Annotated in this window: 24 protein-coding genes; 16 read left to right on the forward strand and 8 right to left on the reverse strand. The window is 66.5% G+C overall.

The features are described from left to right. Window positions 1–4: 4 nt before the first annotated feature. Window positions 5–1,528, reverse strand: coding sequence for a MocR-like pyridoxine biosynthesis transcription factor PdxR (gene pdxR / locus MBR110_RS16325; RefSeq protein ID WP_034195007.1), 1,524 nt, complete (start codon window positions 1,526–1,528; stop codon window positions 5–7). Between the two features lie 108 nt (window positions 1,529–1,636). On the opposite strand from pdxR, the gene MBR110_RS16330 reads away from it, so the two are divergent. The 4 genes from MBR110_RS16330 to MBR110_RS16345 all read left to right on the forward strand — a co-directional run bounded on the left by MBR110_RS16330 (window position 1,637) and on the right by MBR110_RS16345 (window position 6,079). Then, window positions 1,637–2,728, forward strand: coding sequence for an ABC transporter ATP-binding protein (locus MBR110_RS16330; RefSeq protein WP_045578166.1), 1,092 nt, complete (start codon window positions 1,637–1,639; stop codon window positions 2,726–2,728). Between the two features lie 74 nt (window positions 2,729–2,802). Beyond that, on the forward strand, window positions 2,803–3,849 hold the full coding sequence (locus MBR110_RS16335; RefSeq protein WP_011881702.1) for an ABC transporter substrate-binding protein: 1,047 nt from the start codon (window positions 2,803–2,805) through the stop codon (window positions 3,847–3,849). A 102-nt stretch (window positions 3,850–3,951) separates the two neighbouring features. Further along, window positions 3,952–5,208 (forward strand): ABC transporter permease, encoded by a 1,257-nt coding sequence (locus MBR110_RS16340; RefSeq protein ID WP_011881703.1) that lies wholly within the window; start codon window positions 3,952–3,954, stop codon window positions 5,206–5,208. Window positions 5,209–5,242: 34 nt separating this feature from the next. Beyond that, on the forward strand, window positions 5,243–6,079 hold the full coding sequence (locus tag MBR110_RS16345; protein WP_011881704.1) for an ABC transporter permease: 837 nt from the start codon (window positions 5,243–5,245) through the stop codon (window positions 6,077–6,079). A 60-nt stretch (window positions 6,080–6,139) separates the two neighbouring features. Here MBR110_RS16345 and MBR110_RS16350 read toward each other — a convergent pair whose 3' ends face one another. Next, the gene (locus MBR110_RS16350) at window positions 6,140–7,879 is read right to left on the reverse strand and encodes a S53 family peptidase (RefSeq protein WP_059463442.1); all 1,740 of its coding nucleotides are present in this window, start codon (window positions 7,877–7,879) and stop codon (window positions 6,140–6,142) included. Between the two features lie 702 nt (window positions 7,880–8,581). On the opposite strand from MBR110_RS16350, the gene MBR110_RS16355 reads away from it, so the two are divergent. Genes MBR110_RS16355 through MBR110_RS16365 form a run of 3 tightly spaced genes read left to right on the forward strand, consistent with a single transcriptional unit; the run spans window position 8,582 to window position 9,770 of the window. Then, on the forward strand, window positions 8,582–8,905 hold the full coding sequence (locus tag MBR110_RS16355) for an ArsR/SmtB family transcription factor (protein WP_011881707.1): 324 nt from the start codon (window positions 8,582–8,584) through the stop codon (window positions 8,903–8,905). Further along, window positions 8,902–9,333: an SRPBCC family protein gene (locus MBR110_RS16360; RefSeq protein ID WP_011881708.1), complete on the forward strand. Its 432-nt coding sequence runs from the start codon at window positions 8,902–8,904 to the stop codon at window positions 9,331–9,333. Before MBR110_RS16355 ends, MBR110_RS16360 begins: the two co-directional genes overlap by 4 nt. Then, window positions 9,330–9,770 (forward strand): DUF1801 domain-containing protein, encoded by a 441-nt coding sequence (locus tag MBR110_RS16365; RefSeq protein ID WP_181709419.1) that lies wholly within the window; start codon window positions 9,330–9,332, stop codon window positions 9,768–9,770. The genes MBR110_RS16360 and MBR110_RS16365 overlap by 4 nt, the downstream gene beginning before the upstream one ends. A gap of 121 nt (window positions 9,771–9,891) precedes the next feature. Here the strand turns inward: MBR110_RS16365 and acnA are convergent, their stop codons facing one another. From acnA to MBR110_RS16390, 5 genes are all read right to left on the reverse strand, one after another. Then, a complete protein-coding gene (acnA, locus tag MBR110_RS16370) occupies window positions 9,892–12,609 on the reverse strand; it encodes an aconitate hydratase AcnA (protein ID WP_011881710.1) in 2,718 nt (905 codons plus the stop codon). Window positions 12,610–12,661: 52 nt separating this feature from the next. Continuing rightward, complete coding sequence (locus MBR110_RS16375) at window positions 12,662–14,113, reverse strand: bifunctional 2-methylcitrate dehydratase/aconitate hydratase (protein ID WP_176326925.1); 1,452 nt, start codon at window positions 14,111–14,113, stop codon at window positions 12,662–12,664. A 17-nt stretch (window positions 14,114–14,130) separates the two neighbouring features. Next, a complete protein-coding gene (locus MBR110_RS16380) occupies window positions 14,131–14,640 on the reverse strand; it encodes a hypothetical protein (protein WP_011881712.1) in 510 nt (169 codons plus the stop codon). 230 nt (window positions 14,641–14,870) lie between these two features. Then, window positions 14,871–15,875: an HpcH/HpaI aldolase/citrate lyase family protein gene (locus tag MBR110_RS16385; RefSeq protein WP_059734999.1), complete on the reverse strand. Its 1,005-nt coding sequence runs from the start codon at window positions 15,873–15,875 to the stop codon at window positions 14,871–14,873. A 183-nt stretch (window positions 15,876–16,058) separates the two neighbouring features. Further along, the gene (locus tag MBR110_RS16390; protein ID WP_011881714.1) at window positions 16,059–17,045 is read right to left on the reverse strand and encodes a malate dehydrogenase; all 987 of its coding nucleotides are present in this window, start codon (window positions 17,043–17,045) and stop codon (window positions 16,059–16,061) included. A gap of 298 nt (window positions 17,046–17,343) precedes the next feature. Between MBR110_RS16390 and MBR110_RS16395 the strand changes: the two genes are divergently transcribed. From MBR110_RS16395 to gltA, 7 genes are all read left to right on the forward strand, one after another. After that, the gene (locus tag MBR110_RS16395) at window positions 17,344–18,156 is read left to right on the forward strand and encodes a GntR family transcriptional regulator (RefSeq protein ID WP_193043975.1); all 813 of its coding nucleotides are present in this window, start codon (window positions 17,344–17,346) and stop codon (window positions 18,154–18,156) included. Between the two features lie 170 nt (window positions 18,157–18,326). After that, on the forward strand, window positions 18,327–18,743 hold the full coding sequence (sdhC, locus tag MBR110_RS16400; RefSeq protein WP_011881716.1) for a succinate dehydrogenase, cytochrome b556 subunit: 417 nt from the start codon (window positions 18,327–18,329) through the stop codon (window positions 18,741–18,743). 4 nt (window positions 18,744–18,747) lie between these two features. Next, window positions 18,748–19,116: a succinate dehydrogenase, hydrophobic membrane anchor protein gene (sdhD, locus tag MBR110_RS16405; protein ID WP_006399546.1), complete on the forward strand. Its 369-nt coding sequence runs from the start codon at window positions 18,748–18,750 to the stop codon at window positions 19,114–19,116. 3 nt (window positions 19,117–19,119) lie between these two features. Then, entirely contained in the window at window positions 19,120–20,895 is a 1,776-nt protein-coding gene (sdhA, locus tag MBR110_RS16410) for a succinate dehydrogenase flavoprotein subunit (RefSeq protein ID WP_011881717.1), read from the forward strand. 21 nt (window positions 20,896–20,916) lie between these two features. Beyond that, window positions 20,917–21,618 (forward strand): succinate dehydrogenase iron-sulfur subunit, encoded by a 702-nt coding sequence (locus MBR110_RS16415; protein WP_011881718.1) that lies wholly within the window; start codon window positions 20,917–20,919, stop codon window positions 21,616–21,618. A 7-nt stretch (window positions 21,619–21,625) separates the two neighbouring features. Continuing rightward, window positions 21,626–21,898, forward strand: coding sequence for an FAD assembly factor SdhE (locus MBR110_RS16420; RefSeq protein WP_011881719.1), 273 nt, complete (start codon window positions 21,626–21,628; stop codon window positions 21,896–21,898). A 53-nt stretch (window positions 21,899–21,951) separates the two neighbouring features. Then, complete coding sequence (gene gltA, locus MBR110_RS16425) at window positions 21,952–23,253, forward strand: citrate synthase (protein ID WP_011881720.1); 1,302 nt, start codon at window positions 21,952–21,954, stop codon at window positions 23,251–23,253. A 115-nt stretch (window positions 23,254–23,368) separates the two neighbouring features. Here the strand turns inward: gltA and MBR110_RS16430 are convergent, their stop codons facing one another. Continuing rightward, window positions 23,369–24,370 carry a helix-turn-helix domain-containing protein gene (locus MBR110_RS16430; protein ID WP_175658282.1) on the reverse strand — a complete coding sequence of 334 codons (1,002 nt, stop codon included), beginning with the start codon at window positions 24,368–24,370 and terminating at the stop codon, window positions 23,369–23,371. Between the two features lie 71 nt (window positions 24,371–24,441). Between MBR110_RS16430 and MBR110_RS16435 the strand changes: the two genes are divergently transcribed. Then, a complete protein-coding gene (locus tag MBR110_RS16435) occupies window positions 24,442–24,831 on the forward strand; it encodes a VOC family protein (protein WP_034195013.1) in 390 nt (129 codons plus the stop codon). Between the two features lie 104 nt (window positions 24,832–24,935). Next, window positions 24,936–26,186 (forward strand): DUF1479 domain-containing protein, encoded by a 1,251-nt coding sequence (locus tag MBR110_RS16440; RefSeq protein ID WP_060082192.1) that lies wholly within the window; start codon window positions 24,936–24,938, stop codon window positions 26,184–26,186. Window positions 26,187–26,437: the final 251 nt, after the last annotated feature.

Here is a 26,437-nt window from a genome sequence, read left to right on the forward strand (position 1 = left end):
TGCGCTACGCCGCGTGCGTGAAATGCCGCGGCAGATGCTGTTCGATCGTTGCCGCGAGCGTATCGAACGCCGGCCCGATGCGCTCGTGCGCGACGCATGCATAGCCGAGCAGCAACCCGGGCCGTGCGGTGGCCTCGCTGCTGTAGTAACTGGTGAGCGGGCGCACGATCACGCCGGCGTCGAACGCGCTTTGCGTGACCGCGTGATCGTCGCATCCTTCGGGCAGACCGAGCACCAGATGCAGGCCGGCCTCGTCGCCCATCACCGGCAGCGCGTCGCCGAAGCGCGCATGGATCGCATCGATCAGCAATTGCCGACGCTCGCCGTACAGCGTGCGCATGCGCCGCACGTGCGACGTCAGGTGACCATCCATGATGAATTCCGCGAGCACGGCCTGCTGCATCAGCTGGCCTTCGCGGTACAGCTCCGACAGCCCGGTGCGAAACGTGTCGACGAGATGCTCGGGCACGACCATGTAGCCCATCCGCAAGCCGGGGAACAGCATCTTGCCGAGGCTGCCGACGTAGATCACGCGGCCGCCGTCGTCGAGGCCCTGCAGCGACGCGAGCGGCCGGCTGCCGTAGCGGAATTCGCTGTCGTAGTCGTCCTCGATGATCCAGCAGCGATGCTGACGCGCGTATTCGAGCAGCATCCGGCGCCGCGCGAGGCTCATCACCATCCCGAGCGGATACTGGTGCGACGGCGTGACGAGCACGAGCCGCGGCGGATGCTGCATGTCGCTCGTGCGCGGATCCAGCCCTTCCTGATCGACCGCCACCGGCGCGAGCGTCAGGCCGGCCGCCTGCAGCACGCTGCGCACGCCCCAGTAGCACGGCTCCTCGACCCATGCGCGATCGCCGATGTCCGACAGCAGCCGCACCGCGAGATCAATCGACTGATGAATGCCGGTCGTGATGATGACCTGGTCGGGCGAGCATTTGACCGAACGCGCGACGCGCAGGTAGTCGGCGAGCGCGCGGCGCAGCGGCCGATAGCCGCCGCCCGGCGCATAGGTCAGCAGCTCCGGGTTGGCTTCCTTCCACAGCCGCGCCTGGAGGCGGCTCCAGGTCCGGCTCGGGAATTCCGCCACGTCCGGCACGCCGGGCATGAACGCGCCCCACTGGCGCCGCGACACGCCCGCATGCTCGATCAATTGCCGGCCGCGCATCGACAGGTCGCGGCGCGTGTCCTGCTGCGGCGCCGCATCGGCTTCGCACGACGGCTGCGCGGCGCCCGGCACGCGGATCGCCGCGGCGTCCGGTCGCGTGTCGGCCACGTAGGTGCCGCTGCCGGTGGTCGTCAGCACGTAGCCCTCGGCGGTGAGCTGATCGTATACGTGAAGCACCGTATTGCGCGCGATCGACAGATCGGCTGCGAGCGTGCGCGAGCTCGGCAGCTTGGTGCCCGGCGCCAGTTCCCCGGTGAGGATCGCCTGCTGCATCTGCTGCAGAAGCTGCCGGTACATCGGCTCGGACGAACTGCGGTCGAGGCGGGCGGACAGCCAGTCGGCCAGGATCACGGTATCCAAAGTGGTCCCACTAGGAATATTGAAATGGTTCCCTATTGTAGAACCGTACGCGCCGTATAGTAGTTCGCATGTCAAAAACATTTGTCGCGCAGCAAGGGGACCACCACGATGAAGTCCGATGATGTGATCGTCAGCTTTCGCGGCGTGCGAAAGACCTACGACGGCGAGACGCTGGTCGTCAAATCGCTCGACCTCGACATCAAGCGCGGGGAATTCCTGACGCTGCTCGGGCCGTCCGGATCGGGCAAGACCACCTGCCTGATGATGCTGGCGGGCTTCGAGTTCCCGACGGGCGGCGAGATCCGTCTCGACGGCGAGCTGCTGAACACCGTGCCGCCGCACAAGCGCAACATCGGCATGGTGTTCCAGAACTACGCGCTGTTTCCGCACCTCACGGTCGAACAGAACGTCGCGTATCCGCTGACGGTGCGCAAGCTCGGCGCCGCCGAGCGCGCCGAGCGCGTCGCGCATGCGCTGAAGATGGTGCAGATGGAGCGCTTCGCGAAGCGCTATCCGGCGCAGCTGTCGGGCGGCCAGCAGCAGCGTATCGCGCTGGCGCGTGCGCTCGTGTTCGAGCCGAAGCTCGTGCTGATGGACGAGCCGCTCGGCGCGCTCGACAAGCAGCTGCGCGAACACATGCAGTACGAACTGAAGGCGCTGCACGAGAAGCTCGGCGTCACGTTCGTCTACGTGACGCACGACCAGGGCGAGGCGCTGACGATGTCCGATCGCGTCGCCGTGTTCGACAAGGGCATCGTGCAGCAGCTCGACACCGTCGACCGCCTGTACGAATCGCCGTGCAACGAATTCGTCGCGAACTTCATCGGCGACAGCAACCGTCTGCGCGGCACCATCGCGCGCGTCGACGGCGAATTCTGCGAGTTCCGTCTCGACGACGGCACGCAACTCGTCGGCCGCCGCATCGGCGATGCGGTCGAAGGTGCGCCGGCCGTCGCGTGCATCCGACCCGAACGCATGAGTCTCGCGAACGGTCAGGCAAGCGGCCCGGCCAACTGCGTGACCGGCGAGGCGCGCAGCCTCATCTATTTCGGCGATCACGTGCGCATGCGCTGCGCGCTGCCGGGCCAGGACGAATGCTTCGTGAAGGTGCCGCTCGGCACGGGCGCGCTCGACACGTTCTCGCCCGGCGCGCCGATCTCGCTCGCCTTTGCGCCCGAGCACCTGCGCGTGTTCGCGTGACGCCGGGTTCATCCGCTTTTCCGCAGTACGACGTCAACAACAACTGCCTCACTTCCACCACGAGAGGAACCATCATGAACGGAGCAAGCACTACCGCGCGTCGCACCGCGCTCGCCCTGGCGCTCGCCGTCGTCGGCGCATCGGCCACCGCGGCCGAACTCACGGTCGTCAACTTCGGCGGCGCGAACGGCGACGCTCAGAAAGCCGCGTTCAACCAGCCGTTCGAGAAGGCGTCCGGCAACAAGGTCACGGCCGTCGAGTACAACGGCGAACAGGCCAAGGTCAAGGCGATGGTCGAGGCCAAGCACGTGAGCTGGGACGTCGTCGAAGTCGAATCGGGCGACCTGAATCGCGGCTGCGACGAAGGCCTGTACGAGAAGCTCGACTGGTCGAAGATCGCGAAGAAGTCCGATCTGATTCCGGAAGCACCGCAGACCTGCGGCGTCGGCTTCTTCGTGTGGTCGACGGCGCTGTCCTACAACGCGGACAAGCTGAAGAGCGCACCGACGGGCTGGGCCGATTTCTGGAACGTGAAGAAATTCCCGGGCAAGCGCGGGATGCGCAAGGGCGCGCGCTACAACCTCGAGTTCGCGCTGATGGCCGACGGCGTCCCGACCAAGGACGTGTACAAGGTGCTCGGCACGAAGGCGGGCCAGGATCGCGCGTTCAAGAAGCTCGACGAGCTCAAGCCGTACATCCAGTGGTGGGAAGCGGGCGCGCAGCCGCCGCAGTTCCTCGTGGCCGGCGACGTCGTGATGTCGACCGCGTACAACGGCCGCATCGACGCCGCGCAGAAGGAAGGCAAGAACCTGAAGGTCGTGTGGAACGGCAGCATCTACGACCTCGACTACTGGGCGATTCCGAAGGGCACGCCGAACAAGGCGCTGGCCGAGCAGTACATCGCGTACACGCTGACGCCGAAGGCGCAGCAGGCGTATGCGCAGCACATCGCGTACGGCCCGTCGAACGTCGTGGCGATCAAGTCTCTCGATGCGAAGACGCTCGCGAACCTGCCGAACTCGCCGGCCAACGGCAAGAACGCAGTGCTGGAAGACATCGGCTTCTGGACCGACCACAGCGACGAGCTCGAGCAGCGCTTCGCCGCATGGGCGACGAAGTAACGGCCGTTCAGCTGTCCTGATGCAACCCGCCGCGCGGCGCGTCGAGCGCGCCGCGCGGCATTCCACCGGATCGAGCCCGGCCGGAGAGAACCGTTGAACACGATGACGATCGCCCCCTCTTCACCGTCGACCGCCGCGCTCAAGCGCGAGCTGAAGTCCGCCGAGGCCCGCAAGCGCACGATGGCGTTGCTGCTGATCGCGCCGCTCGCGATTTTCCTGCTGCTCGTGTTCGTCGTGCCGATCGGCACGCTGCTCACGCGCGCGGTGCAGAACCCCGAGATCGCGACCGCGCTGCCGAACACGATCGCCGCGCTGTCGGCCTGGGACCGCAAGGCGCCGCCCGCCGATGCCGCCTACGTCGCACTCGCGGCCGACATGGCGAAGGTCGCCGACAGCGAGGCGATGGGCGCACTCGCACGGCGCCTGAACACCGAAATTCCCGGCTATCGCTCGCTGGTGGCGAAGACGGCCCGCGCGATGCCGCTGAAGGGCGACAACGATGCGGCGCTCACGCCTGCGCAAACGCGTGCGAAGCTGATCGAGCTCGACTCGCGCTGGGGCGAGCTCCCTTACTGGCAGTCGATCGCGAAGAACGGCAGCCAGTTGTCGCCGTTCTACCTGCTCGCGTCGCTCGACCACAAGCAGGACGGTTTCGGCAACATCGTGCAGGCCGACCCCGATCAGTCGATCTACCTCGCGATCTTCGGCCGAACGTTCGTGATCGGCGTCGCGGTCACGCTGTTTGCGCTGCTGCTCGGCTATCCGCTCGCCTACTGGATCTCGACGCTGTCCGAGCGTCGCGCGAACCTCGTGATGATCCTCGTGCTGATTCCATTCTGGACCTCGGTGCTGGTGCGCGTCGCCGCGTGGATCGTGCTGCTGCAGAGCGAAGGGCTCATCAACAGCGCGCTGATCGGCAGCGGGCTGATCTCGCATCCGTTGAGCCTGCTGTTCAACCGCGTCGGCGTGTACATCTCGATGACGCACATCCTGCTGCCGTTCATGATCCTGCCGCTGTACAGCGTGATGAAGTCGATTCCGCCGACTTACCAGCGCGCGGCCGTGTCGCTCGGCAGCCATCCGTTCGCCGCGTTCTGGCGCGTGTACGTGCCGCAGACCTACCCGGGCATCGGCGCCGGCGCGCTGCTGGTGTTCATTCTCGCGATCGGCTACTACATCACGCCGGCGCTGCTCGGCGGGCCGAACGACCAGATGGTCAGCTACTACGTCGCGTACTTCACCAACGTGACGATCAACTGGGGCATGGCGTGTGCGCTCGGCGGGCTGCTGCTCGCGGCGACGCTGGTGCTGTATGCGGTATACGGGCGCTTCACGCGCACCAACGTGAGCCTCGGCTGAGCCGGGCACAGGGAAACGGGAAGGGAGTCCGACCATGAAACTCGCCAGGCCGCTGTTCGCGCCGCACATGTCGTTCGTCGAACGCGCGTGGTACGTCGCGCTGCGCGTACTCGTCGTGCTGACGCTGCTGTATTTGATCCTGCCGGTGCTCGCGATCGTGCCGCTGTCGTTTTCGTCGAGCACGTTCCTCGTCTATCCGATTCCGGGCTTCTCGATGCGCTGGTACGAGAACCTGCTCGCGTCGGACGAGTGGCGCATGGCCGCGAAGAACAGCTTCATCGTCGCGCCGGCGGCCACCATCGTCGCGACCGTGCTCGGCACGCTCGCCGCGATCGGCCTCACGAAGGCCGACTTCCGCGGCAAGGCGCTGCTGATGGCGATCCTGCTGTCGCCGATGATCGTGCCGGTGGTGGTGGTCGGCGTCGGCATGTACCTGTTCTTCGCGCCGCTCGGGCTCGCGAACACCTACACGGGGCTGATCGCCGCACACGCGGCGCTCGGCGTGCCGTTCGTCGTGACGACGGTGGCCGCGACGCTGCAGGGCTTCAACTACAACCTGGTGCGCGCGAGCCTGTCGCTCGGCGCGAATCCGGTCACGACGTTTTTCCGCGTGACGCTGCCGGTGATCGCGCCGGGCGTGATGTCGGGCGCGCTGTTCGCGTTCGCGACGTCGTTCGACGAAGTCGTGGTCACGCTGTTCCTCGCCGGCGCCGATCAGACGACGCTGCCGCGCCAGATGTTCACCGGCATCCGCGAGAACATCAGCCCGACGATCGCGGCGCTCGCGACGATCCTGATCATCTTCTCGACGAGCCTGCTGCTCGCGCTCGAATGGCTGCGCGGCCGCAATGCGCGGCGCGCGGTGTCCTGACAGCGAGCGCTTCGCCGGCCGGCGCGCCGCCATCGGCGCGCGCCGGCCTTCACGCGACGCTCAGAAGCCGCCCGACTGGATCAGCTTGTTGAGGTTCGTGACGTTCAGGCTGCCGAAGCCGGTCGGGTAATCCCAGCCGGTGCCTGCCGTGTAGCCATACCCCTGATAGCCGTTGTTGCCCGACACCACGTCGTAGCGCACCAGCGACGGATTCGACGGAATGCGCGCATAGAACCTGGCGGCCGGGAAGCCGAGCCCGGTGCCGTTTGCCGCGAGCAGCCGCGCCCAGAAGCCGGTGAAGATCGGCGCGGCGAGGCTGGTGCCGCCGATCTGCTGCAACTGGCCGTAGTTGTAGATGTACGCGCCGGTGCTCTGCGCGGCGTCGAACGACACGTCCGGCAAGCGGCGGTTGCTGCCCGACTGCCACGCCGGCGCCGGCAGGATCGTGCTGACGCCGCCGCCCGTCGCCCACAGCTTGCCGTTGCCGTCGAGGCCTTCGTTCCACACCGTCTCGTTCGAGAACGCACCGGCCGACGTCGTGTACAGCGTCGTGCCGCCGATCGCGAGCACGTGCGGCGACGCGGCCGGCCACGACACCGTGTAGTTCGAGCCGTCCGGATAGCCGCGGTTGTTGCATTCGTACACGCCTTCGTCGCCCGACGACACCGAGAACGTCTGGCCCTGCGCCGCGGCGGTCGTGAAGATCTGCTCCTCGGCGTCGAGCGTGCCGTCCGCGTTCGCGTCGGTCTCGCACCAGCCGAGCGACACGTTGATCACCTTCGCCGTGTTGTCCGACACCACGCGGTTGAACGCCTGCGTGAGCCCGGTGTTGCCGGCCGCGTTCAGGTCGGCCATGTAGAACACCAGCTTGCCGACCTGGCCGCCCGCCGAGCCGACGATCGACTGGCTGTCGAGATCCCATTCGCCCTGGCCGTCCTGGTCGTCGCTGTAGCTGCCCGACGTGCCGGTGCCGTTGGTCTTCACGGCCTGGGTCGCGACCGTGCCGTAGCCGTTGCTCGACGTGAACTGCTTCAGGTCCTGCAGCGTTTGCGATACGCCGCCGATCGTGACGATTCCCACCGTCACGCCGGCCGCCGTCGACACGCCGGTCGCGTTGTAGAGGCCGGGGAACTCCTTCGGATAGTGGCCGGTGGCCGTGCCGGCCGCGAGCGCCTGCGGCTTCGCGACGTTGCCGATGCGCAGCATCGGGCGCGCGCGTGCGACGTTCTGCAAGCCGAGCACCGAGCCGACGACGTCGCCGAGCGCGCGCGGCACCTGCGCCGTCGACGCGTTCGCGAACCCGGCGCGGCCCGCGTACTGGAAGTGCACGAGCGACGTGTTGAACGCGGTCTTCACGGTGCCCGCCGTGCCGTGCGCCGACACCAGCAGCCGGTTCGGCGCGACCTCGATGTTCACGAACCCGCTCTTGCGCAGATAGTCGACGACCGACTTGACCTGCGCTTCGGTCGGCGCGTAGTCCGCGAGGAACTGCTCGTGCGTCAGGTACTGGCCGTAATGCGCGTTGCCGGGCCGGTTCACGTCGCGGGCGAGCTGCTTGAGCTGCGCCGCGTTGCGCAGCTTCAGGCTGACGACGATGTCGGCCGTCTCGCCGGCCGCGAGTTCGAGCGACGGCGCCGTGCTGCGCGCCATCAGCTGCGGGCCGGTCAGAAAGGCCTTCGTGTGGGTATCGACCCAGTCCGTGCTCGCATGCGCCGCACCGGCGGCGAACACGAGCGGCCACGCGCACGCGAGGCGGCGGGGCGACGGGAGGGATAGGGCGAACCGCGCGTTCCTTTTCATCGGGAATCCTTTTTCGGGAGAGACGACGTTGCTGGAAGCCGCAACCCTTGTGGGGCTGCGAGCGGTGACGAGCGTAGGGTGTCGGGGTCGTTCAGGTAGCTGGCAGTTTCCATAGCTGTCAGTTCTGACACCGGCGTGCCGCGCGCGGGCACTGCGTTGGGTGCGCGCGCAACGGCATGCGCGGACGGACGGAACCGGTTTGCGGCGCGCCGGTGCGACCGTCCGCGCCGTTCGAGCGCATGACGCGTTCGTTGCGGTATCGGAATGTGCGCAATTGCGCGGCGCTGCCGTGCGCGCACGCGTCGTTCGCCTCCGCGCCGGAATGCGGCGCGCGTCGCACTATGTGGGCGCGCGACGGCGCGGGGCCGGGACGCGTGCAGCGCGAGCCGCGACGGCGGGAATTCTCGACCCGTTCGGACGTGCCGGTTTCCCGAACTGTGGAACGTCGCATCGCCGAGCCTTGCAGCGTCCTTTCGGTTCGCGAAGCGTGCGAGCCGATTAGAGGAATTGCTCGAACGCATCCGGATGCCGGGTTCGGCCGAGCGTCCGATGTCCACGGCGCGCCGGTGCGGCGGCGTTTGCGCGCATTCGGTCTACCCGGCTTGCGCGTGCCCCGCGCGACATCCGATCGCAACCAATGTTTGACGCGCGCCGTCCCCGAGCTATTCTCCAATCCATAACCACGAAGTTATTGATTCCAGCATGCAAAGCCCGCACGACCTGCTGTTCAGAACACTTTCCGATCCGACGCGCCGCGCGCTGTTCGAGCGACTGTGTGCCGAAGGCGAGCTGACGGTCGCCGCGCTGACGGCCCGCGCCGGCGTGTCGCAGCCGGCCGTGTCGAAGCATCTGGGTGTACTGAAGCAGGCCGGGCTCGTGAGCGACCGTCACGCGGGCCGGCAGACGCACTACAGCGCGCAGCCGCAGGCGCTGACTCCGTTGCTCGACTGGGCCGGCCAGATGACCGCCTTCTGGCAGAACCGGTTCGATGCGCTCGAAGATCTGCTCAGGAGAATGGACCAATGAACCCCAACCCCGCCGCAACCCGTACCGTCGTCGTCGAACGGGAGCTGTCGCATCCGCCCGAGAAGATCTGGCGTGCGCTCACGCAACCGCATCTGCTCGACGCGTGGCTGATGCAGAGCGATTTCGAACCGGTGGCGGGCCGCGCGTTCAGTTTTCGCGCCGACTGGGGTTCGGTCGACTGCACCGTGCTGACGATCGAGCCGCACCGCGCGCTGTCGTACACGTGGGCCGCTCATGGCCTCGAAAGCGTCGTCACATGGACGCTCACGCCCACGCCGCACGGCACGCTGCTGCGAATGGAGCAAAGCGGCTTCCGCACCGACCAGGAGCAGGCGTACCGTGGCGCGCAGTACGGCTGGCCGCAGTTCTTCGCGTCGCTCGAACAGCTGCTCGCACGCCAGGACGAGGGCGGGGAGGCCGACGCATGAGCGCCGCCGGGCACGACCTGACGCCGTCCGCGCGCATCGACGCGCTGATCGCCGGAATCGCCGACTGGCGCCGCGACGTCTTTGCCGAGCTGCGCGCGACGATCCTCGCGGCCGACGCCGGCATCGTCGAGGAATGGAAGTGGATGGGCAGCCCCGTCTGGTCGTGCGACGGGATGATCGCGGTCGCGAACGCGCACAAGGGCAAGGTCAAGCTCACGTTCATGCACGGCGCGCAGCTGGCCGATCCCGATGGGCTGTTCAACGCGGGCCTCGACGGCAACGCGCGCCGCGCGATCGACTTCATGGAAGGCGACAAGCTCGACCGGCGCGCGCTGCAGCGCCTGATTCGCGCGGCGATCGACTACAACCGCGCGCATCTGAAGAAGAACGCACGCGCCGCTGCGAGTGCGAAGGCGCGCGGCGGCAAGCAAGCCTAGCGCCGCCGGCCGCCGCGGCGCGCGCCTTTGTACGGACGAAAAAAAACCCGACACGAGGTCGGGTATCCAAATCGGCCGCAACCGCCGCGAGGCGGCTGCGGCACCTGCAAAAGCAGGGCGCTTACGCTGCGAGCAGCGAGCGCAGCACGAACGGCAGGATCCCGCCGTGCTTGTAGTAGTCGACTTCGATCGGCGTATCGATGCGCAGCAGCACCGGTACGCGGGTCGTTTCGCCGTTCTTGCGGTGGATCACCAGCGTGACGTCCTGCTGCGGCTTGAAGTCGTCGCCGAGGCCTTCGATGTCGTAGGTCTCTTCGCCGGTGATGCCGAGCGACTGCACGCTGTCCGCGCCCTTGAACTGCAGCGGCAGCACGCCCATGCCGACCAGGTTCGAGCGGTGGATGCGCTCGAAGCTGCGGGCGATCACGGCCTTCACGCCGAGCAGCTGGGTGCCCTTCGCGGCCCAGTCGCGCGACGAGCCCGTGCCGTACTCTTCGCCCGCGAACACGACGGTCGGCGTGCCGGCGCCGACGTACTTCATCGCCGCATCGTAGATCGACAGCTGTTCGCCGCTCGGCTGGTGGATCGTCAGGCCGCCTTCGACGCGCGTGCCGTCGGCCTTCGCCGGGATCATCAGGTTCTTGATGCGGACGTTCGCGAACGTGCCGCGCATCATCACGTCATGGTTGCCGCGGCGCGAGCCGTAGCTGTTGAAGTCGGCCTTCTGCACGCCGTTCTCCTTCAGCCACTTGCCTGCCGGCGAGTCTTCCTTGATCGAGCCTGCCGGGCTGATGTGGTCGGTCGTCACCGAATCGCCGAAGATGCCCAGTGCGCGCGCGCCCTGGACGGTCGGGATCGACGCGGCCGGCTCCATCGAGAAGTCGTGGCCGAAGAACGGCGGCTCGGCGATGTAGGTCGACTTCGGCCAGTCGTAGACCTGGCCCGTTTCGCCCTCGATCTTGCTCCACAGGTCGCCCTTCTTCGTGAGCTTCGAGTAGTTGTCCTCGAACTTCTTCGGGTCCAGCGCGAACTTGAGCAGCGCGTGGATTTCGTCGCTGGTCGGCCAGATGTCGCCGAGGTAGATGTCGTAGCCGTCCTTGCCCTTGCCGACCGGCTCCGTCATCAGGTCGCGCGTGATGTTGCCGGCGATCGCGTAGGCGACGACGAGCGGCGGCGACGCGAGGAAGTTCGCGCGGATGTTCGGGTGGATGCGCGCCTCGAAGTTACGGTTGCCCGACAGCACGGCCGCCGCGACGATGTCGTTCTTCGTGATCGCTTCGTTCAGCTCCGGCGTCAGGTCGCCCGCGTTGCCGATGCAGGTCGTGCAGCCGTACGCGGCGACTTCGAAGCCGAGCTTCGCGAGGTACGGCAGCAGGCCCGTCTTCGTCAGGTATTCGGTGACGATGCGCGATCCCGGCGCGAGCGACGTCTTGATGTGCGGCGCGACCGTCAGGCCGGCTTCCACGGCCTTCTTCGCGAGCAGGCCGGCGGCCAGCAGCACGCTCGGGTTCGACGTGTTCGTGCACGACGTGATCGCGGCGATCAGCACGTCGCCGTTCTTCACGTCGACGCCGTTGCTCGTCGTGTACTGCGCGTTCAGGTCCTCGGCCTTCTTCGCGAAGCCGTTTTCGGCGACCGGCTTCGAGAACAGCTCGGTGAACGTCGACTTCACGTTGCCGATTTCGATGCGGTCCTGCGGGCGCTTCGGGCCGGCCAGCGACGGGGCGACCGTCGCGAGGTCGAGCGTGACCGTCTTCGTGTAGTCGATGTCGCCTGCCTTCGGGATGCCGAACAGCTTCTGCGCCTTGAAGTAGTTCTCGAACGCGGCGATTTCGGCCTTCGTGCGGCCCGTGCCTTCGAAGTACTCGATCGTCTTTTCGTCGACCGGGAAGAAGCCCATCGTCGCGCCGTATTCCGGCGCCATGTTGCCGATCGTCGCGCGGTCCGGCAACGACAGCGACTTCGTGCCTTCGCCGAAGAACTCGACGAACTTGCCGACGACCTTCTCCTTGCGCAGCATTTCGGTGATCGTCAGCACCAGGTCGGTGGCCGTCACGCCTTCGCGCAGCTTGCCCTTCAGCTCGACGCCGACGACGTCCGGCGTCAGGAAGTACACCGGCTGGCCGAGCATGCCGGCTTCCGCTTCGATGCCGCCCACGCCCCAGCCGACCACGCCGATGCCGTTGATCATCGTCGTGTGGCTGTCGGTGCCGACGAGGGTGTCCGGGTAGTACACGGTGTCGCCGCCGTCGGCCTTCTTGTGCACGCCGCGCGCGAGGTATTCCAGGTTCACCTGGTGGACGATGCCGACGCCCGGCGGCACGACCTTGAACGTGTCGAACGCCTGCATGCCCCACTTCATGAACTGGTAGCGCTCGTTGTTGCGCTGGAATTCCAGCTTCATGTTCAGGTCGAGCGCGTCCTTCTGACGGAAGTAGTCGATCTGCACCGAGTGGTCGACGACGAGATCGACCGGCACCAGCGGCTCGATCTTCTTCGGATCCTTGCCCGAACGCTGCGCGACACCGCGCATGGCCGCGATATCGGCGAGCAGCGGCACGCCGGTGAAGTCCTGCAGCACGACGCGCGACACCACGAACGGAATCTCGTCGACCCGCTTCGCGGTCGGCTGCCAGTTCGCGAGCTGCTCGATGTGTTCTTCGGTGATCTTCTTGCCGTCGTAGTTGCGCAGCACGGACTCGAGCACGATGCGGATCGACACCGGCAGGCGTTCGATCTTCGTCTTCAGTTCCTTGCCGAGCTGCGGCAGCGAGTAGAACTTGCCTTTGCCGGAACCGCTGTCGAATTCCTTGAGGGTCTTGTGGAGATTGTGGGCCATGGTGATTTTCCTGGGTTTAAGGCTAGGAAACAAAGAGTCCTGTATCTGACGGCTAGATCATATACAGATCGACGTACTCATTGACCGGCATCGCATCGAGCTTTGCCTGGTCCAGCGACACGTCGAGAATCGCTTGTTGCTGCTTTGCCGGGAAACGGCGGGCAAGGTTGGTCCGGAATTTCTCGATCAGCAGCGGGATGCCGTCGGCACGGCGTCGCTGATGGCCGATCGGATATTCGACCGTCACCTCGGCAAGCGTCGACCCGTCCGCGAATTCGATCGTCAGCGCGTTCGCGATCGAGCGCTTGGCCGGGTCGTGGTAGTCCTTCGTGAACTGCAGATCCTCGACGCACACGGTCTTCGCGCGCAGCGCGTCGATGCGCGGATCGGCGGCGGTCGCGTCTTCGTAGTCGGCCGCGCTCAGCCGGCCGAACAGCAGCGGCACGGCCACCATGTACTGGATGCAGTGGTCGCGGTCGGCCGGATTGGCGAGGGGCCCCTGCTTGTCGATGATGCGGATCGCGGCCGCGTGCGTGCGGATCGTGATGCGGCTGATCTCGTCGGTCGTGCGGCCGGCCGCGGCGAGCCGCGCGTGCAGCTGCAGCGCGGCCTCGACGGCCGTCTGCGCATGGAATTCGGCGGGGAACGCGATCTTGAACAGCACGTTCTCCATCACGTAGGTGCCGTACGGGCGCTGGAAGCGGAACGGCTGCCCGCGGAACAGCACGTCGTAGAAGCCCCAGGTCTTCGCGGTCAGCGCGGACGGGTAGCCCATCTCGCCGGTCTTCGCGATCAGCGCGAGGCGCACCGCGCGCGACGTCGCGTCGCCGGCCGCCCACGACTTGCGCGAGCCGGTGTTCGGCGCATGGCGGTAGGTGCGCAACGCGTGGCCGTCGACGAACGCGTTCGACACCGCATTGAGCAGCTCGTCGCGCGTGAGCCCGAGCAGGCGGCCGACCACGGCGGTCGACGCGACCTTGACCAGCAGCACGTGGTCGAGCCCGACGGCATTGAAAGAATTCTCGAGTGCGAGGCAGCCCTGGATCTCGTGGGCCTGGATCATCGCGACGAGCACGTCGCGCATCGCGAGCGGCTTCCTGCCGGCCGCGACGGCCGTGCGGGACAGCCAGTCGGCCGTCGCCAGGATCCCGCCGAGGTTGTCGGACGGATGACCCCATTCGGCGGCGAGCCAGGTGTCGTTGAAGTCCAGCCAGCGGATCATCGCGCCGATGTCGAACGCGGCCTGTACGGGATCGAGCTGGAAGGACGTGCCGGGCACCTTCGCGCCGTTCGGCACGATCGTGCCCGGCACGACGGGGCCGAGCAGCTTGGTGCAGGCAGGGTAGGAGAGCGCCTCGAGTCCGCATCCGAGCGTGTCGATCAGGCAATGACGCGCCGTCTCCAGCGCGAGCGCGCTGTCGATGCCGGTGTCGAGCACGTAGTCGACGATGTCGACGAGTACCGAATCCGGCGCAGGGCGGACGTTGGAGACCGGGGCGGACATCGAGGGCCTGGGCGCGCTTAGTTCGTCGCCGGCTTCAGCTCGTTGGACTGCGTCGGTGCGGCGCCGCCTTGCGCCATTTCCGGCGTCACGCATTCGTCGGCGAGACGCTCGCCGCCGTTCGCGTCGCTGAACAGCATCGCCTTGGTCGGGATCACGACCAGCTTGAAGCCGGCGGCCGGATCGTAGAACGTGTCGGCGCCGGTCGTCGTGGCCTGACGCGGCAGCTTGTAGTTCTTCTTCGCCCAGTGGACCGTGACCAGCTGGTCGCGCTTCATGTCGCCGGCGAGGTCGAACGACAGGCCGTCCTTGCACGCCCACTTCACTGCGCCGTCCGGTACCGGATCGACCTTCGCCGCGGCACGCGCGAGGGACTTCTTGCTGCGCGGAATCAGGCGCTTGGCCGGTGCCGGGCGCTTGGCCGTCTTCTTCGCAGTCGTGGCCGTACCCTGGGCGAACGCGCTCGGCGCCGACACCAGCAGCGTGGCGGACAACGCGCCGATGGCGGTAGCGATCAGGAGTTTCTTCATGGAGTCAGAACCTTTCGATTATCAGTTGACAAGGGCCGGCTGCTGACGCCGCCGGCCGGTTTGAAACTGCACGCGCCCCCGGAAGCGCGCAGCGGCCGCTATTTTGACCTATTTGGCTGCGCATATTTCAGGTTTTCGGGCTCGGTTACGTTTTTTGTCGTTTCGCAAACCTGTGTCGCGTTCGCGCGCCGGAGATTCGATGAAATCCGCATGTCGGCGGCTCGGCCGGCTTAACCGGCGCCTGCGCCGGCCGGCCCGAACAGCGGCGCGGCTTCGCGCGGCACGGCCTGGCCGGTCGCCTTCGCGCGGCGCAGCACCGACCAGTAATAGCGGTAGCTCGCGCGGTCGTGCAGCGTGTCGCCGTGGCGCGTCGGGCCCCACGCGGCGGCCTGCGCGGCCAGCAGGATCTCGGCGGCCAGCGCGACCTCGTCGGTGCGCGGCGCGAATGCGGCGACGATCGGACGGATCTGCGCCGGATGGATGCTCCACATCCGCGTGAAGGCGAATTCGTCGCGCGCGCGGCGCGCATCGCCGGCCACGACGCTCATGTCGCGCACGTCGGTCGTGACGTTGTGCGACGGCGTCTTGCCGTGCGCGTGGCAGGCCGCGGCGATCTCCAGTTTCGCGCGGCGCACGAGCGGGTGATCGAACTGGCCCGGCGAGCGCATCGCCGCATCGGGAATCGCGCCGTGATGGGCGGATACGAAATCCATCAGCCCGAAGCTCAGCGTGCCGACCAGCGGCAGCGCGGCGAGCGTCGCGGCCTGCGCGAGCGCGCCGTGCGTCTCGACCAGCACGTCGACCGGAATCGGCTGCGCGAGCCCGAGCTCGCGGCGCGTGCCTTCGATGAACGCGATCATCTCGGCCGCATCGGCGGCGCCGGCGACCTTCGGCAGCGTGACGTAGGCGGGCGCGCGCGCGGCGCGCAGCACGATGCGCACGTCGTCGCGCCAGTGCGGATGGGAAAAGTCGTGAATGCGGACGCCGACGCGTCCGAAGCGGTTCTCGGCGCTGCCGAGGAATTCGGCGACGAGCTGTGCGTGGGCGGCTTCCTGGCCGACGGCCGCGCCGTCCTCGCAGTCGAGCGTGATGTCGAACACCGGGCCGAGTTCGGCCTGGAGCGCGAGCGATTTGCGCATCAGCTTCTCGCTGCCCGCGTAGTGATCGCAGCAGGGCAGGATCGCGGGCGGCGACGCCCCGTCGTACAGCACTTGTGCAGGAGTGAGCGCGGACATCTGTTCTACGCCAGGGAAGCGGATCATCGGGGAGAAATCGGATCCGGCCACGTTCTGGGCCGGCGCGCGCTGCGCGCCGGCGGCAAAACGTGCCCGGATCGGATCGGGCGGCGCGGCTGGCTGCGCGCCGGCCGCCCGTGCCGTGGCCGGCCCGCCCGCGGGCGGCCCGGCCACGCAGCCTGCTTAGTTCTTCAGCAGGTGTGCGACGCCGTCGCGCTCTTCCAGCAGCTCGGCGAGCGTGCCGTCCATCTTCTCGCGCGAGAACGCATCGATCTCGAGGCCTTCGACGCGCTTGTATTCGCCGTTTTCGCAGGTGACCGGCACGCCGTAGATGATGTCTTCGGGGATGCCGTACGAGCCGTCCGACGGGATGCCCATCGTGACCCACTTGCCGTTCGTGCCGAGCACCCAGTCACGCACGTGGTCGATCGCCGCATTGGCTGCCGACGCTGCCGACGACAGGCCGCGCGCTTCGATGATCGCCGCGCCGCGCTTGCCGACGGTCGGGATGAACGTTTCGCGGTTCCACACGTCGTCGTTGACGAGCTTCAGCATCGACTCGCCTTCGGCGGTCGCGAAGCGGAAGTCGGGGTACATCGTCGGCGAGTGGTTGCCCCACACGGCGAGCTTCTCGATCGATGCGACCGGCTTGCCCGTCTTTGCTGCGAGTTGCGACAGCGCGCGGTTGTGGTCGAGGCGCAGCATGGCCGTGAAGTTCTTCTTCGGCAGATCCGGCGCCGACTTCATCGCGATGTAGGCGTTCGTGTTGGCCGGGTTGCCGACCACCAGCACCTTGACGTCGCGGCTCGCGACTTCGTTCAGCGCGGCGCCCTGGACCGTGAAGATCTCGGCGTTGGCCGACAGCAGGTCCTTGCGCTCCATGCCCTTCGAGCGCGGACGTGCGCCGACGAGCAGTGCGACGTCTGCATCCTTGAATGCAACCTTCGGATCGTCGGTGATCACGACGCCCGCGAGCAGCGGGAACGCGCAATCTTCGAGTTCCATCACGACGCCTTTGACGGCGGCTTGGGCTTGCGGGAGGTCGAGCAGTTGCAGGATGACCGGCTGGTCCTTGCCGAGCAGGTCGCCGTTCGCGATGCGGAACAGCAGGGAGTAAGCGATTTGACCTGCGGCGCCGGTGACGGCAACGCGCTTTGCGGGCTTAGCCATTGAAAATCTCCAGGACGGGATGAAGCGATGGACGCTAGGCAAAACGCCATTCTATGCGCGTTACGCGTAGCGTTGCAGTGAAGCAGGGCGGAGGACTCGCGAAAGGCAGACGCGGTGAACCTGGAGACGGCCGTGGCACGTAGCCGGGGACGCGTTTTGCACCCGCGAACCCTTGCTCGACCGGGAGTGTAGGAGCGGGCGTGGCCAAAGTCAAACGGTATCATATGTCTTATATAAGACAGATGTTTTGCTGAATTTGAGTGGACGGAAAAGCGCGGTTTGTGATGAAATGCGCGCCATGACATCGAACCAGGCGAACAACGCGAATCCGACCGGCGCAGGCAGCCCAGGGCAGCCGGGCGCGGGCGATTCCGTGCCGGCGCCTGCCGCGCCGTCGCCGACTTTCAGTCCGTTATACCAGCAGATCAAGTCGTTGATCACGCAGAGTCTGGAATCGGGCGAATGGAAGCCGGGCGAGATCATCCCGAGCGAGGTGGAGCTCGCGGCCCGTTACAAGGTCAGCCAGGGCACCGTGCGCAAGGCGATCGACGAACTGGCCGCCGAGAATCTCGTCGTCAGGCGGCAGGGCAAGGGTACGTTTGTTGCAACGCACAACGAAGACCGCGCGCAGTTCCGCTTTCTGCGGCTGCTCGCCGACGACGGCGCCGAGCATCCGCACGTGAGTCGCGTGCTCGAATGCCGGCGCTTGCGGGCGCCGGCCGAGATCGCGCGGCAGCTCGACCTGAAGCCGGCCGACCCGGTGGTGCAGGTGCGCCGGCTGCTGGCGTTCGAGGGCGACGCGACGGTGCTCGACGAGATCTGGCTGCCCGGCGCGATGTTCCGCGGGCTGTCGTTCGAGCGCTTGAGCGAATACAAGGGGCCGCTCTATGCGATGTTCGAGACGGAGTTCGGCACGCGCATGATTCGCGCGACGGAAAAGATCCGGGCGGTGGCGGCGGAGCCGGCGGTTGCCGATCTGCTGCGCGTGCCGGCGGGTTTTCCGTTGCTGTCGGTGGAGCGGGTGTCCTATACGTACGGTGATCGGCCGGTGGAAGTGCGGCGCGGCTGGTATGTCACAACCGGGTATTACTATCACAATGACTTGAGCTGACGACGTATCGGCCAAGCTGCGGGCGCGCGTTCTCCCCACGTTCGCGTAGCACGTATCGGGCCGCCTTTTGTTCGCGTTTGCGTAACGATCCAGAGCAGACTTTCGCTGCAGCGCGATATAAAAAGGCGCTAAAATCGCGGATTAGTGTGACAACATAGTAGGGGTCTAGCATGACTGACGCAGTAAGAAAGCCGAGGCCGGAATACCGGAACATCGGATTCGGCGACATCACGATGAAATATCGCATGCCTGCGGCGGCGATATTGTCGATTCTCCATCGAATCAGCGGCGCGCTGCTGTTCCTGTTCCTGCCGTTCCTGCTGTTCCTCTTCGATCAGAGCCTCACGTCGGAGCTCAGCTTCGAAGTCTTCAAGTCTTTCCTCTCCAACATCGTCGTCAAGCTGATCGTCCTCGCGTTGTCCTGGGCGTTCCTCCACCATTTCTGCGCCGGCATTCGCCACCTGTTGATGGACGTCAACCATGACGCCGTCTCGAAGGAAGGCGGCAAGCGTACGGCCGTGGTCGTGTTTGTCGTCTCGATCGCGCTGACGATCGCCATGGCACTCAAACTGTTCGGAGCATTCTAAGAAAATGGCAGCCAACAACCGAATCGGCTCGAAGCGCCTCGTCGTCGGCGCTCACTACGGCCTGCGCGACTGGCTCGCGCAGCGCGTCACCGCCACGATCATGGCGGTCTACACGGTCATTCTGCTCGTCCTGTTCTTCGGCGCGCATGACTTCTCGTACGAAGGCTGGGCATCGATCTTCTCCGCGCAATGGATGAAGCTCGCGACCTTCGTGACGCTGCTTTCCCTCTTCTACCACGCATGGGTCGGCGTGCGCGACATCTGGATGGACTACGTGAAGCCCGTCGGTGTGCGCCTGCTGCTGCAATCGCTGACCATCGTCTGGCTGCTCGCATGTGCGGGCTACGCCGCGCAGATTCTCTGGAGAGTGTAAAGAATGGCTGCAATCAAAACTTCCCTGCCGCGCCGCAAGTTCGACGTGGTGATCGTCGGCGCGGGCGGCTCGGGCTTGCGCGCAGCGCTGCAACTGTCGCGTGCGGGCCTGTCGGTCGGCGTGCTGTCGAAGGTGTTCCCGACCCGTTCGCACACGGTCGCGGCACAAGGCGGCATCGGCGCGTCGCTCGGCAACATGAGCGAAGACAACTGGCACTTCCATTTCTACGACACGATCAAGGGTTCCGACTGGCTCGGCGACCAGGACGCGATCGAGTTCATGTGCCGTGAAGCGCCGAACGTCGTGTACGAGCTCGAGCACTTCGGCATGCCGTTCGACCGCAACGCGGACGGCACGATCTACCAGCGCCCGTTCGGCGGCCACACCGCGAACTACGGCGAGAAGCCGGTGCAGCGCGCTTGCGCGGCCGCCGACCGTACCGGTCACGCGCTGCTGCACACGCTGTACCAGCAGAACGTCGAGGCGAAGACGCAGTTCTTCGTCGAATGGATGGCGCTCGACCTGATCCGCGACGCGGACGGCGACGTGCTCGGCGTGACGGCCCTCGAGATGGAGACGGGCGACGTCTACATCATGGAAGGCAAGACGACGCTGTTCGCGACGGGCGGCGCTGGTCGGATCTTCGCGGCATCGACGAACGCGTTCATCAACACGGGCGACGGGCTGGGCATGGCCGCTCGCTCGGGCATCGCGCTGCAGGACATGGAGTTCTGGCAGTTCCACCCGACCGGCGTGGCCGGCGCGGGCGTGCTGATCACGGAAGGCGTGCGCGGCGAAGGCGGCATTCTGCGCAACTCGAACGGCGAGCGCTTCATGGAGCGCTATGCGCCGACGCTGAAGGATCTGGCGCCGCGTGACTTCGTGTCGCGCTCGATGGACCAGGAAATCAAGGAAGGCCGCGGCGTCGGTCCGAACAAGGACCACGTGCTGCTGGATCTGTCGCACATCGGCGCGGAGACGATCATGAAGCGTCTGCCGTCGATCCGCGAGATCGCGCTGCGGTTCGCGAACGTCGACTGCATCAAGGAACCGATCCCGGTCGTGCCGACGATCCACTACCAGATGGGCGGCATTCCGACCAACATCCACGGTCAGGTCGTGGGCACGTCGCGCGATCACAAGGAGCCGGTCAACGGCTTCTACGCGGTCGGCGAATGCTCGTGCGTGTCGGTGCACGGCGCGAACCGCCTGGGCACGAACTCGCTGCTCGACCTGGTGGTGTTCGGCCGCGCGGCCGGCAACCACATCGTCCAGCACGTGAAGAACCAGCGCGACCACAAGCCGCTGCCGGCCGACGCGGGCGAATACTCGCTGGCACGTCTGGCGAAGCTCGAGAAGTCGACGTCGGGCGAATACACCCAAGACGTCGCGAACGACATCCGCTCGACGATGCAGAAGCATGCGGGCGTGTTCCGTACCTCGGCGCTGCTGAAGGAAGGCGTGGACCAGATGGCCGGCCTGAAGGAGCGGGTGGAAAACATCCACCTGAAGGACAAGTCGAAGGTGTTCAACACCGCGCGCATCGAAGCGCTCGAGCTGGAGAACCTGATCGAAGTGGCCCGTGCGACGATGGTGTCGGCCGAAGCGCGCAAGGAAAGCCGCGGCGCACACGCGCACAGCGACTACGAGCACCGCGACGACGACAACTGGCTGCGCCACACGCTGTGGTACAGCGAAGGCGATCGCCTCGACTACAAGCCGGTTCAAATGAAGCCGCTGACGGTCGACTCCGTGCCGCCGAAGCCGCGCACGTTCTAAGCCGAGTCAAAGGAATCCGAAATGGCAAAACGCATTTTTGAACTCTATCGCTACGATCCGGACAAGGACGCGGCGCCGCGCATGCAGACGTACGAGCTCGAGATCCAGCATGAGCGCATGCTGCTCGACGCGCTGGTGAAGCTGAAGGCCGTGGACGAGACGCTGTCGTTCCGCCGCTCGTGCCGCGAAGGCGTGTGCGGCTCGGACGCGATGAACATCAACGGCAAGAACGGTCTCGCGTGCCTGACGAACCTGAACGATCTGCCGCAGAAGATCGTGCTGCGTCCGCTGCCGGGGCTGCCGGTAGTGCGCGACCTGATCGTCGACATGACGCACTTCTTCAACCAGTATCACTCGATCAAGCCGTACCTGATCAACGACGCGCCGCCGCCGGAGAAGGAACGCCTGCAGTCGCCGGAAGAGCGCGACGAGCTCGACGGCGTGTACGAGTGCATTCTGTGTGCGAGCTGCTCGACGTCGTGCCCGAGCTTCTGGTGGAACCCGGACAAGTTCGTGGGCCCGGCGGGCCTGCTGCAGGCTTACCGGTTCATCGCCGACAGCCGCGACACCGCCACCGGCGAGCGTCTCGACAATCTGGAAGATCCGTACCGTCTGTTCCGTTGCCATACGATCATGAACTGCGTCGACGTGTGCCCGAAGGGCCTGAATCCGACGAAGGCGATCGGCAAGATCAAGGAACTGATGGTTCGCCGCGCGGTTTAAGGTTGAAATGAGCGACGACTCGCATCAATCCGACCCGCACCGTCGCGCGCGCCTGCGTTGGCGCGCGCGGCGGGGTCTGCTGGAGAACGACATTCTGTTCGAGCGTTTCTTCAGCAGACACGAGCATGACCTCACCGATGCAGACGTAGGCGCGTTGTCGCGCCTGCTCGATCTGAGCGACAACGACCTGATGGACTTGCTCCTCGCGCGCAAGGAACCAGAGGGCGACCTAGACAGCCCGGATGTTCACCGGCTGTTGGAGATGCTGCGCAACGTTTAAAGCGTTACGCCCGTTATCGAATCCCGTTTCTTTATTTCGATTGAGGATGTGCCATGACTCCGTCTGATGTTAAAGCCACGCTATCGTTCAGCGACAACTCGCCGAGCGTCGAAATGCCGATTTACAAGGGGACGATGGGCCCGGACGTAATCGACATCCGCAAGCTGTACGGCCAAACCGGCAAGTTCACTTACGACCCGGGCTTCATGTCGACGGCTTCGTGCAACTCGGCGATCACGTACATCGACGGCGACAAGGGCGAACTGCTGTACCGCGGCTACCCGATCGACAACCTCGCGCAGAACGCGGACTTCCTCGAGTCCTGCTACCTGCTGCTGAAGGGCGAACTGCCGAACGCAGCACAGAAGAAGGAATTCGTCGACACCGTCACGAAGCACACGATGGTGCACGAGCAGATGCACTTCTTCTTCCGTGGCTTCCGCCGCGACGCGCACCCGATGGCGATCCTGGTCGCCGCAGTCGGCGCGCTGTCGGCGTTCTACCACGACTCGCTCGACATCAACGACCCGCGTCACCGCGAAGTGTCGGCGATCCGCATGATCGCCAAGCTGCCGACGCTCGTCGCGATGGCATACAAGTACAGCATCGGCCAGCCGTTCGTGTATCCGAAGAACTCGCTGTCGTACAGCGCGAACTTCATGCACATGATGTTCTCGAACCCGTGCGAAGAGTACAAGGTCAACGACGTGCTCGTCCGCGCGCTCGACCGTATCCTGATCCTGCACGCCGACCACGAGCAGAACGCATCGACGTCGACGGTCCGCCTGGCCGGCTCGTCGGGCGCGAACCCGTTCGCGTGTATCGCGGCCGGTATCGCGTGTCTGTGGGGCCCGGCGCACGGTGGTGCGAACGAAGCCGCACTGAACATGCTCGAGCAGATCGGCTCGCCGGACAACATCCCCGAATTCATCAAGCAGGTGAAGGACAAGAATTCGGGCGTGAAGCTGATGGGCTTCGGTCACCGCGTGTACAAGAACTACGACCCGCGTGCGAAGCTGATGCGCGAAACGTGCTACGAAGTGCTGAACGAACTGGGCCTGCACGACGACCCGCTGTTCAAGCTCGCGATGCAGCTCGAGAAGATCGCGCTGGAAGACGAGTACTTCGTGTCGCGCAAGCTGTACCCGAACGTCGACTTCTACTCGGGTATCGTGCAGCGCGCGCTGGGCATCCCGACGTCGATGTTCACGTGTATCTTCGCGATGGCACGTACGGTCGGCTGGATCGCACAGTGGAACGAAATGATTGCGGATCCGGAGCAAAAGATCGGCCGTCCGCGTCAGCTGTTCATCGGCGACACGCCGCGCGAAGCGAAGCCGCTCAACGCACGTTAAGTCGTGCGCGGCGCGAACGGCCGCAACGCCGTTCGCGTCCGGCAAACGCAACGCCGTTCGCGTCCGGCGAACGCAACGCCCCGACACCCCGGTGGGTCATCCCGCCGGGGTGTTTTCATTTGTGCGCGCGGCGCGGGCCGGTGCTGCGTTCCAGCGACGGTGGGCGTGTGTCGAGCGATGGCGCGTCGGCAGCCGAGGCATCGGCGCCCGGCAGGTCGACGCCCGACGCATGGCCGTGCTGCGCGAACAGGCGCCGGTATGCGCGCGGCGTCATGCCGCGTGCGGCGAGGAACTGACGGTTGAAGTTCGCGACGTTCGGAATGCCGCAGCGCGCGGCGACCGTCGCGATCGGCCAGTCGGTGCCGGCCAGATGGCGACACGCGTGCGCGAGCCGCAACCGCTGCAGGTAGCGGCCGACGCTTTCGCCGAGATGGCGCGCGAACAGCCGTTGCAGCGAGCGTTCGGACAGATGCGCGATGGCCGCGAGCGCGTCGATGCGCAGCGGCTCGTGGAACCGGCGATCGATCGCATCGAGCACGCGCTCGACGCGTTCGGCTTCCGGAGCGGACGCGTCGACGGACGACTCGATCCGCTCGGACCGGCTGCGCGCGTGCGCGCCGGCCAGCGGCTCGCCGCCGGCTTCGGCGAGTTCCGCGAGCGTGTCGAGTACGGCGGCGAGCCGCACGCGCGGCGACGCATCGAGCAAGCGCGGCAGCCGGGCGCGCATCGCGCGCGCCGTATCGGCATCGAACGCGAGGCCCGACGCCGCGCGCCGCAGCAGCGAGCGCAGCGGCGCATATTCGGCGCAGCAGTCGGCGACGCGGTGGGCCCAGTCGCCGTCGAACCACACGACGAGCGCGACTTCGGGCGCGGCGCGATCGATGCGCGCATTCGACGACCAGGTGTGCGGCAGGTTCGGCGGGACGAGCACCAGATCGTCGTCCGCGTAGCGGGCGACGTGATCGCCGATGAAGCGCCGGCCGCGGCTGTTCAGCGTGAGCGTCAGTTCGTACTCAGGATGCCGATGCCATTCGAACGGAATGCGTGCGAGCTGGCGGTGATATACGCGGATCGAGCAGCCGGGAGCGTACGTCACGTGTTCGTATTGCGACTTCATCGCGGCCTCCGGGCGACGGCGGCATCGCACCGTGGCATGATCGTGGTCGATCGTCACGACGGAGCGAAGCCATGTTTTCACATGTTTGCGTGGGCGTCAGCGATACCGCACGCGCGTACGATTTTTACGCGCCGCTGTTCGCGGAACTCGGGTTGCGCCTGAAGTTCCGCGAGCCGGACGGCTGGTCGGGCTGGATGCCGGCCGACACCGACCGGCCGCTGTTCTTCTTCGGGCGGCCGCTCGACGGCCGCCGGCCCGAGCCGGGCAACGGCCATACGATCGCGTTCGATGCGCATTCGCGCGCGCAGGTCGACCGCTGCCACGCGCTCGCGCTGCAGCACGGCGGCACCTGCGAGGGGCCGCCCGGCCTGCGGCCCCACTATCACCGCGACTACTACGGCGCGTACTTCCGCGATCCGGACGGCAACAAGCTGTGCGTCGTCTGCCATCGTCCTGGCTAGGTTGTCCGGATTGTATCGATTGTCGGCTGGATAGTATCGATCGCGGCGACGTATCGGCCGTACGCTGAGCGCTCATCACGACATGGTTCAGCGAGGAGACGACGATGCCCCTGACGATAGACGATCTGCCGTCCGCGATCCGCGCGGCGAAACGGGCGCTGCGTGCGGACCTGCCCGGCTATGCGACGACGTTCCTCGAGCTGGAAGGGGACATCGCGCGGCAGGTCGACGCGATCCGCCGCACGCACGCGCACGGCCGCGATGCGATTCCGGTGCTGCGGTTCGCGGAGATCGCGAACGGCGCGGTCGAGCCGCGCACGATCGACGCGATCCGTGCGCACGGCGCGGCGGTGATCCGCGGCGTGTTCGACGCGCGGCAGGCGCGCGACTGGAACGACGAGATCGGTGCGTATCTCGAGGCGAACCGCTTCGCCGAGCGGCTGCACGCGCGCGCCGACGATCGCTACTTCGGCAACCTCGCGTCCGGCAAGCCGCAGATCTACGGCGTCTACTGGTCGAAGCCGCAGGTGGCCGCGCGCCAGTCGCCGGCGCTGACGCAGGCGCGCGTGTTCCTGAACCGGCTGTGGCGTCATGCCGATGGCGCACGCCCGCATTTCGATCCCGACCGGGTTCCCGCATACGCGGATCGCATCCGCCGCCGGCCGCCGGGTTCGACGACGCTCGGGCTGTCGCCGCACGTCGACGGCGGGTCGGTCGAACGCTGGCTCGGGCCGAATTTCCGGCACGTGTATCGGCACGTGCTCGCCGGCCGCTGGCGCGATTACGACCCGTTCGACGCGGCGTTCCGGCCCGACGTCGAGGAGATTGCGTCGCCAGCCGTGTGTTCGATGTTCCGTACGTTCCAGGGCTGGACCGCGCTGACGCCGCAAGGCCCCGGCGACGGCACGCTGCAGCTGATCCCGGTCGCGAACGCGATGGCGTATGTCGTGCTGCGCGCGCTGCTGGACGATGTCGCCGACGACGACCTGTGCGGCGCGCGGCCCGGCCGCGCGCTGTCGATCCTGCCCGAGTGGCATGCGCTGCTGCTCGATGCGCTGGTGCCGATTCCGCAGATGGAGCCGGGCGACGCGGTGTTCTGGCACGGCGACGTCGTGCATGCGGTCGAAGACGTGCATCGCGGCAGCGGCGACAGCAACGTGATGTACATCGCGGCCGCGCCCGGCTGCCCGAAGAACGATGCGTACCTGCAACGGCAGCGGCAGGCGTTCGTGCGCGGCGAGAGCCCGCCGGATTTTCCGGCCGATCATTTCGAGGTCGATTTCGACGGGCGCGCATGCGAGCGCGATCTGACGGGGCTGGGCCGCGAGCAGATGGGGTTCGAGCCGTGCGCTTGATGGACCGACGGCGCGCGCGCCGTCGGTCCATCGGCGGCATCGGCGGCATCAGTATCCACGGCATCCGAAGTATCCGCCGCATCCGTACCATGCCGCTTGCGATTCGATTCGGCCTGCAATTCGCCGCGCGCCCGGCCGCCTACGCCCCGACCGTTCCCAACCGCCTGCATGATGCCCCACGTGCGCCCGCGCGCGCGCCGGGCTACCATCGCGCTGCGCGCGGCATGCCGGACAGGGCCTTCGGTACGCCG

Origin of the sequence: Burkholderia sp. MBR-1 (genome assembly GCF_013822785.1) — a bacterium.
GTDB lineage: Bacteria > Pseudomonadota > Gammaproteobacteria > Burkholderiales > Burkholderiaceae > Burkholderia > Burkholderia vietnamiensis.

What these genes read in the sequence shown, in the direction of transcription:
- MBR110_RS16330 (WP_045578166.1), top strand. Translation starts at nt 1,637, where the DNA reads ATGAAGTCCGATGATGTGATCGTCAGCTTTCGCGGCGTGCGAAAGACC.
- MBR110_RS16335 (WP_011881702.1), top strand. Translation starts at nt 2,803, where the DNA reads ATGAACGGAGCAAGCACTACCGCGCGTCGCACCGCGCTCGCCCTGGCG.
- MBR110_RS16340 (WP_011881703.1), top strand. Translation starts at nt 3,952, where the DNA reads ATGACGATCGCCCCCTCTTCACCGTCGACCGCCGCGCTCAAGCGCGAG.
- MBR110_RS16345 (WP_011881704.1), top strand. Translation starts at nt 5,243, where the DNA reads ATGAAACTCGCCAGGCCGCTGTTCGCGCCGCACATGTCGTTCGTCGAA.
- MBR110_RS16350 (WP_059463442.1), bottom strand. Translation starts at nt 7,879, where the DNA reads ATGAAAAGGAACGCGCGGTTCGCCCTATCCCTCCCGTCGCCCCGCCGC.
- MBR110_RS16355 (WP_011881707.1), top strand. Translation starts at nt 8,582, where the DNA reads ATGCAAAGCCCGCACGACCTGCTGTTCAGAACACTTTCCGATCCGACG.
- MBR110_RS16360 (WP_011881708.1), top strand. Translation starts at nt 8,902, where the DNA reads ATGAACCCCAACCCCGCCGCAACCCGTACCGTCGTCGTCGAACGGGAG.
- MBR110_RS16365 (WP_181709419.1), top strand. Translation starts at nt 9,330, where the DNA reads ATGAGCGCCGCCGGGCACGACCTGACGCCGTCCGCGCGCATCGACGCG.
- acnA (WP_011881710.1), bottom strand. Translation starts at nt 12,609, where the DNA reads ATGGCCCACAATCTCCACAAGACCCTCAAGGAATTCGACAGCGGTTCC.
- MBR110_RS16375 (WP_176326925.1), bottom strand. Translation starts at nt 14,113, where the DNA reads ATGTCCGCCCCGGTCTCCAACGTCCGCCCTGCGCCGGATTCGGTACTC.
- MBR110_RS16380 (WP_011881712.1), bottom strand. Translation starts at nt 14,640, where the DNA reads ATGAAGAAACTCCTGATCGCTACCGCCATCGGCGCGTTGTCCGCCACG.
- MBR110_RS16385 (WP_059734999.1), bottom strand. Translation starts at nt 15,875, where the DNA reads ATGTCCGCGCTCACTCCTGCACAAGTGCTGTACGACGGGGCGTCGCCG.
- MBR110_RS16390 (WP_011881714.1), bottom strand. Translation starts at nt 17,045, where the DNA reads ATGGCTAAGCCCGCAAAGCGCGTTGCCGTCACCGGCGCCGCAGGTCAA.
- MBR110_RS16395 (WP_193043975.1), top strand. Translation starts at nt 17,344, where the DNA reads ATGACATCGAACCAGGCGAACAACGCGAATCCGACCGGCGCAGGCAGC.
- sdhC (WP_011881716.1), top strand. Translation starts at nt 18,327, where the DNA reads ATGACTGACGCAGTAAGAAAGCCGAGGCCGGAATACCGGAACATCGGA.
- sdhD (WP_006399546.1), top strand. Translation starts at nt 18,748, where the DNA reads ATGGCAGCCAACAACCGAATCGGCTCGAAGCGCCTCGTCGTCGGCGCT.
- sdhA (WP_011881717.1), top strand. Translation starts at nt 19,120, where the DNA reads ATGGCTGCAATCAAAACTTCCCTGCCGCGCCGCAAGTTCGACGTGGTG.
- MBR110_RS16415 (WP_011881718.1), top strand. Translation starts at nt 20,917, where the DNA reads ATGGCAAAACGCATTTTTGAACTCTATCGCTACGATCCGGACAAGGAC.
- MBR110_RS16420 (WP_011881719.1), top strand. Translation starts at nt 21,626, where the DNA reads ATGAGCGACGACTCGCATCAATCCGACCCGCACCGTCGCGCGCGCCTG.
- gltA (WP_011881720.1), top strand. Translation starts at nt 21,952, where the DNA reads ATGACTCCGTCTGATGTTAAAGCCACGCTATCGTTCAGCGACAACTCG.
- MBR110_RS16430 (WP_175658282.1), bottom strand. Translation starts at nt 24,370, where the DNA reads ATGAAGTCGCAATACGAACACGTGACGTACGCTCCCGGCTGCTCGATC.
- MBR110_RS16435 (WP_034195013.1), top strand. Translation starts at nt 24,442, where the DNA reads ATGTTTTCACATGTTTGCGTGGGCGTCAGCGATACCGCACGCGCGTAC.
- MBR110_RS16440 (WP_060082192.1), top strand. Translation starts at nt 24,936, where the DNA reads ATGCCCCTGACGATAGACGATCTGCCGTCCGCGATCCGCGCGGCGAAA.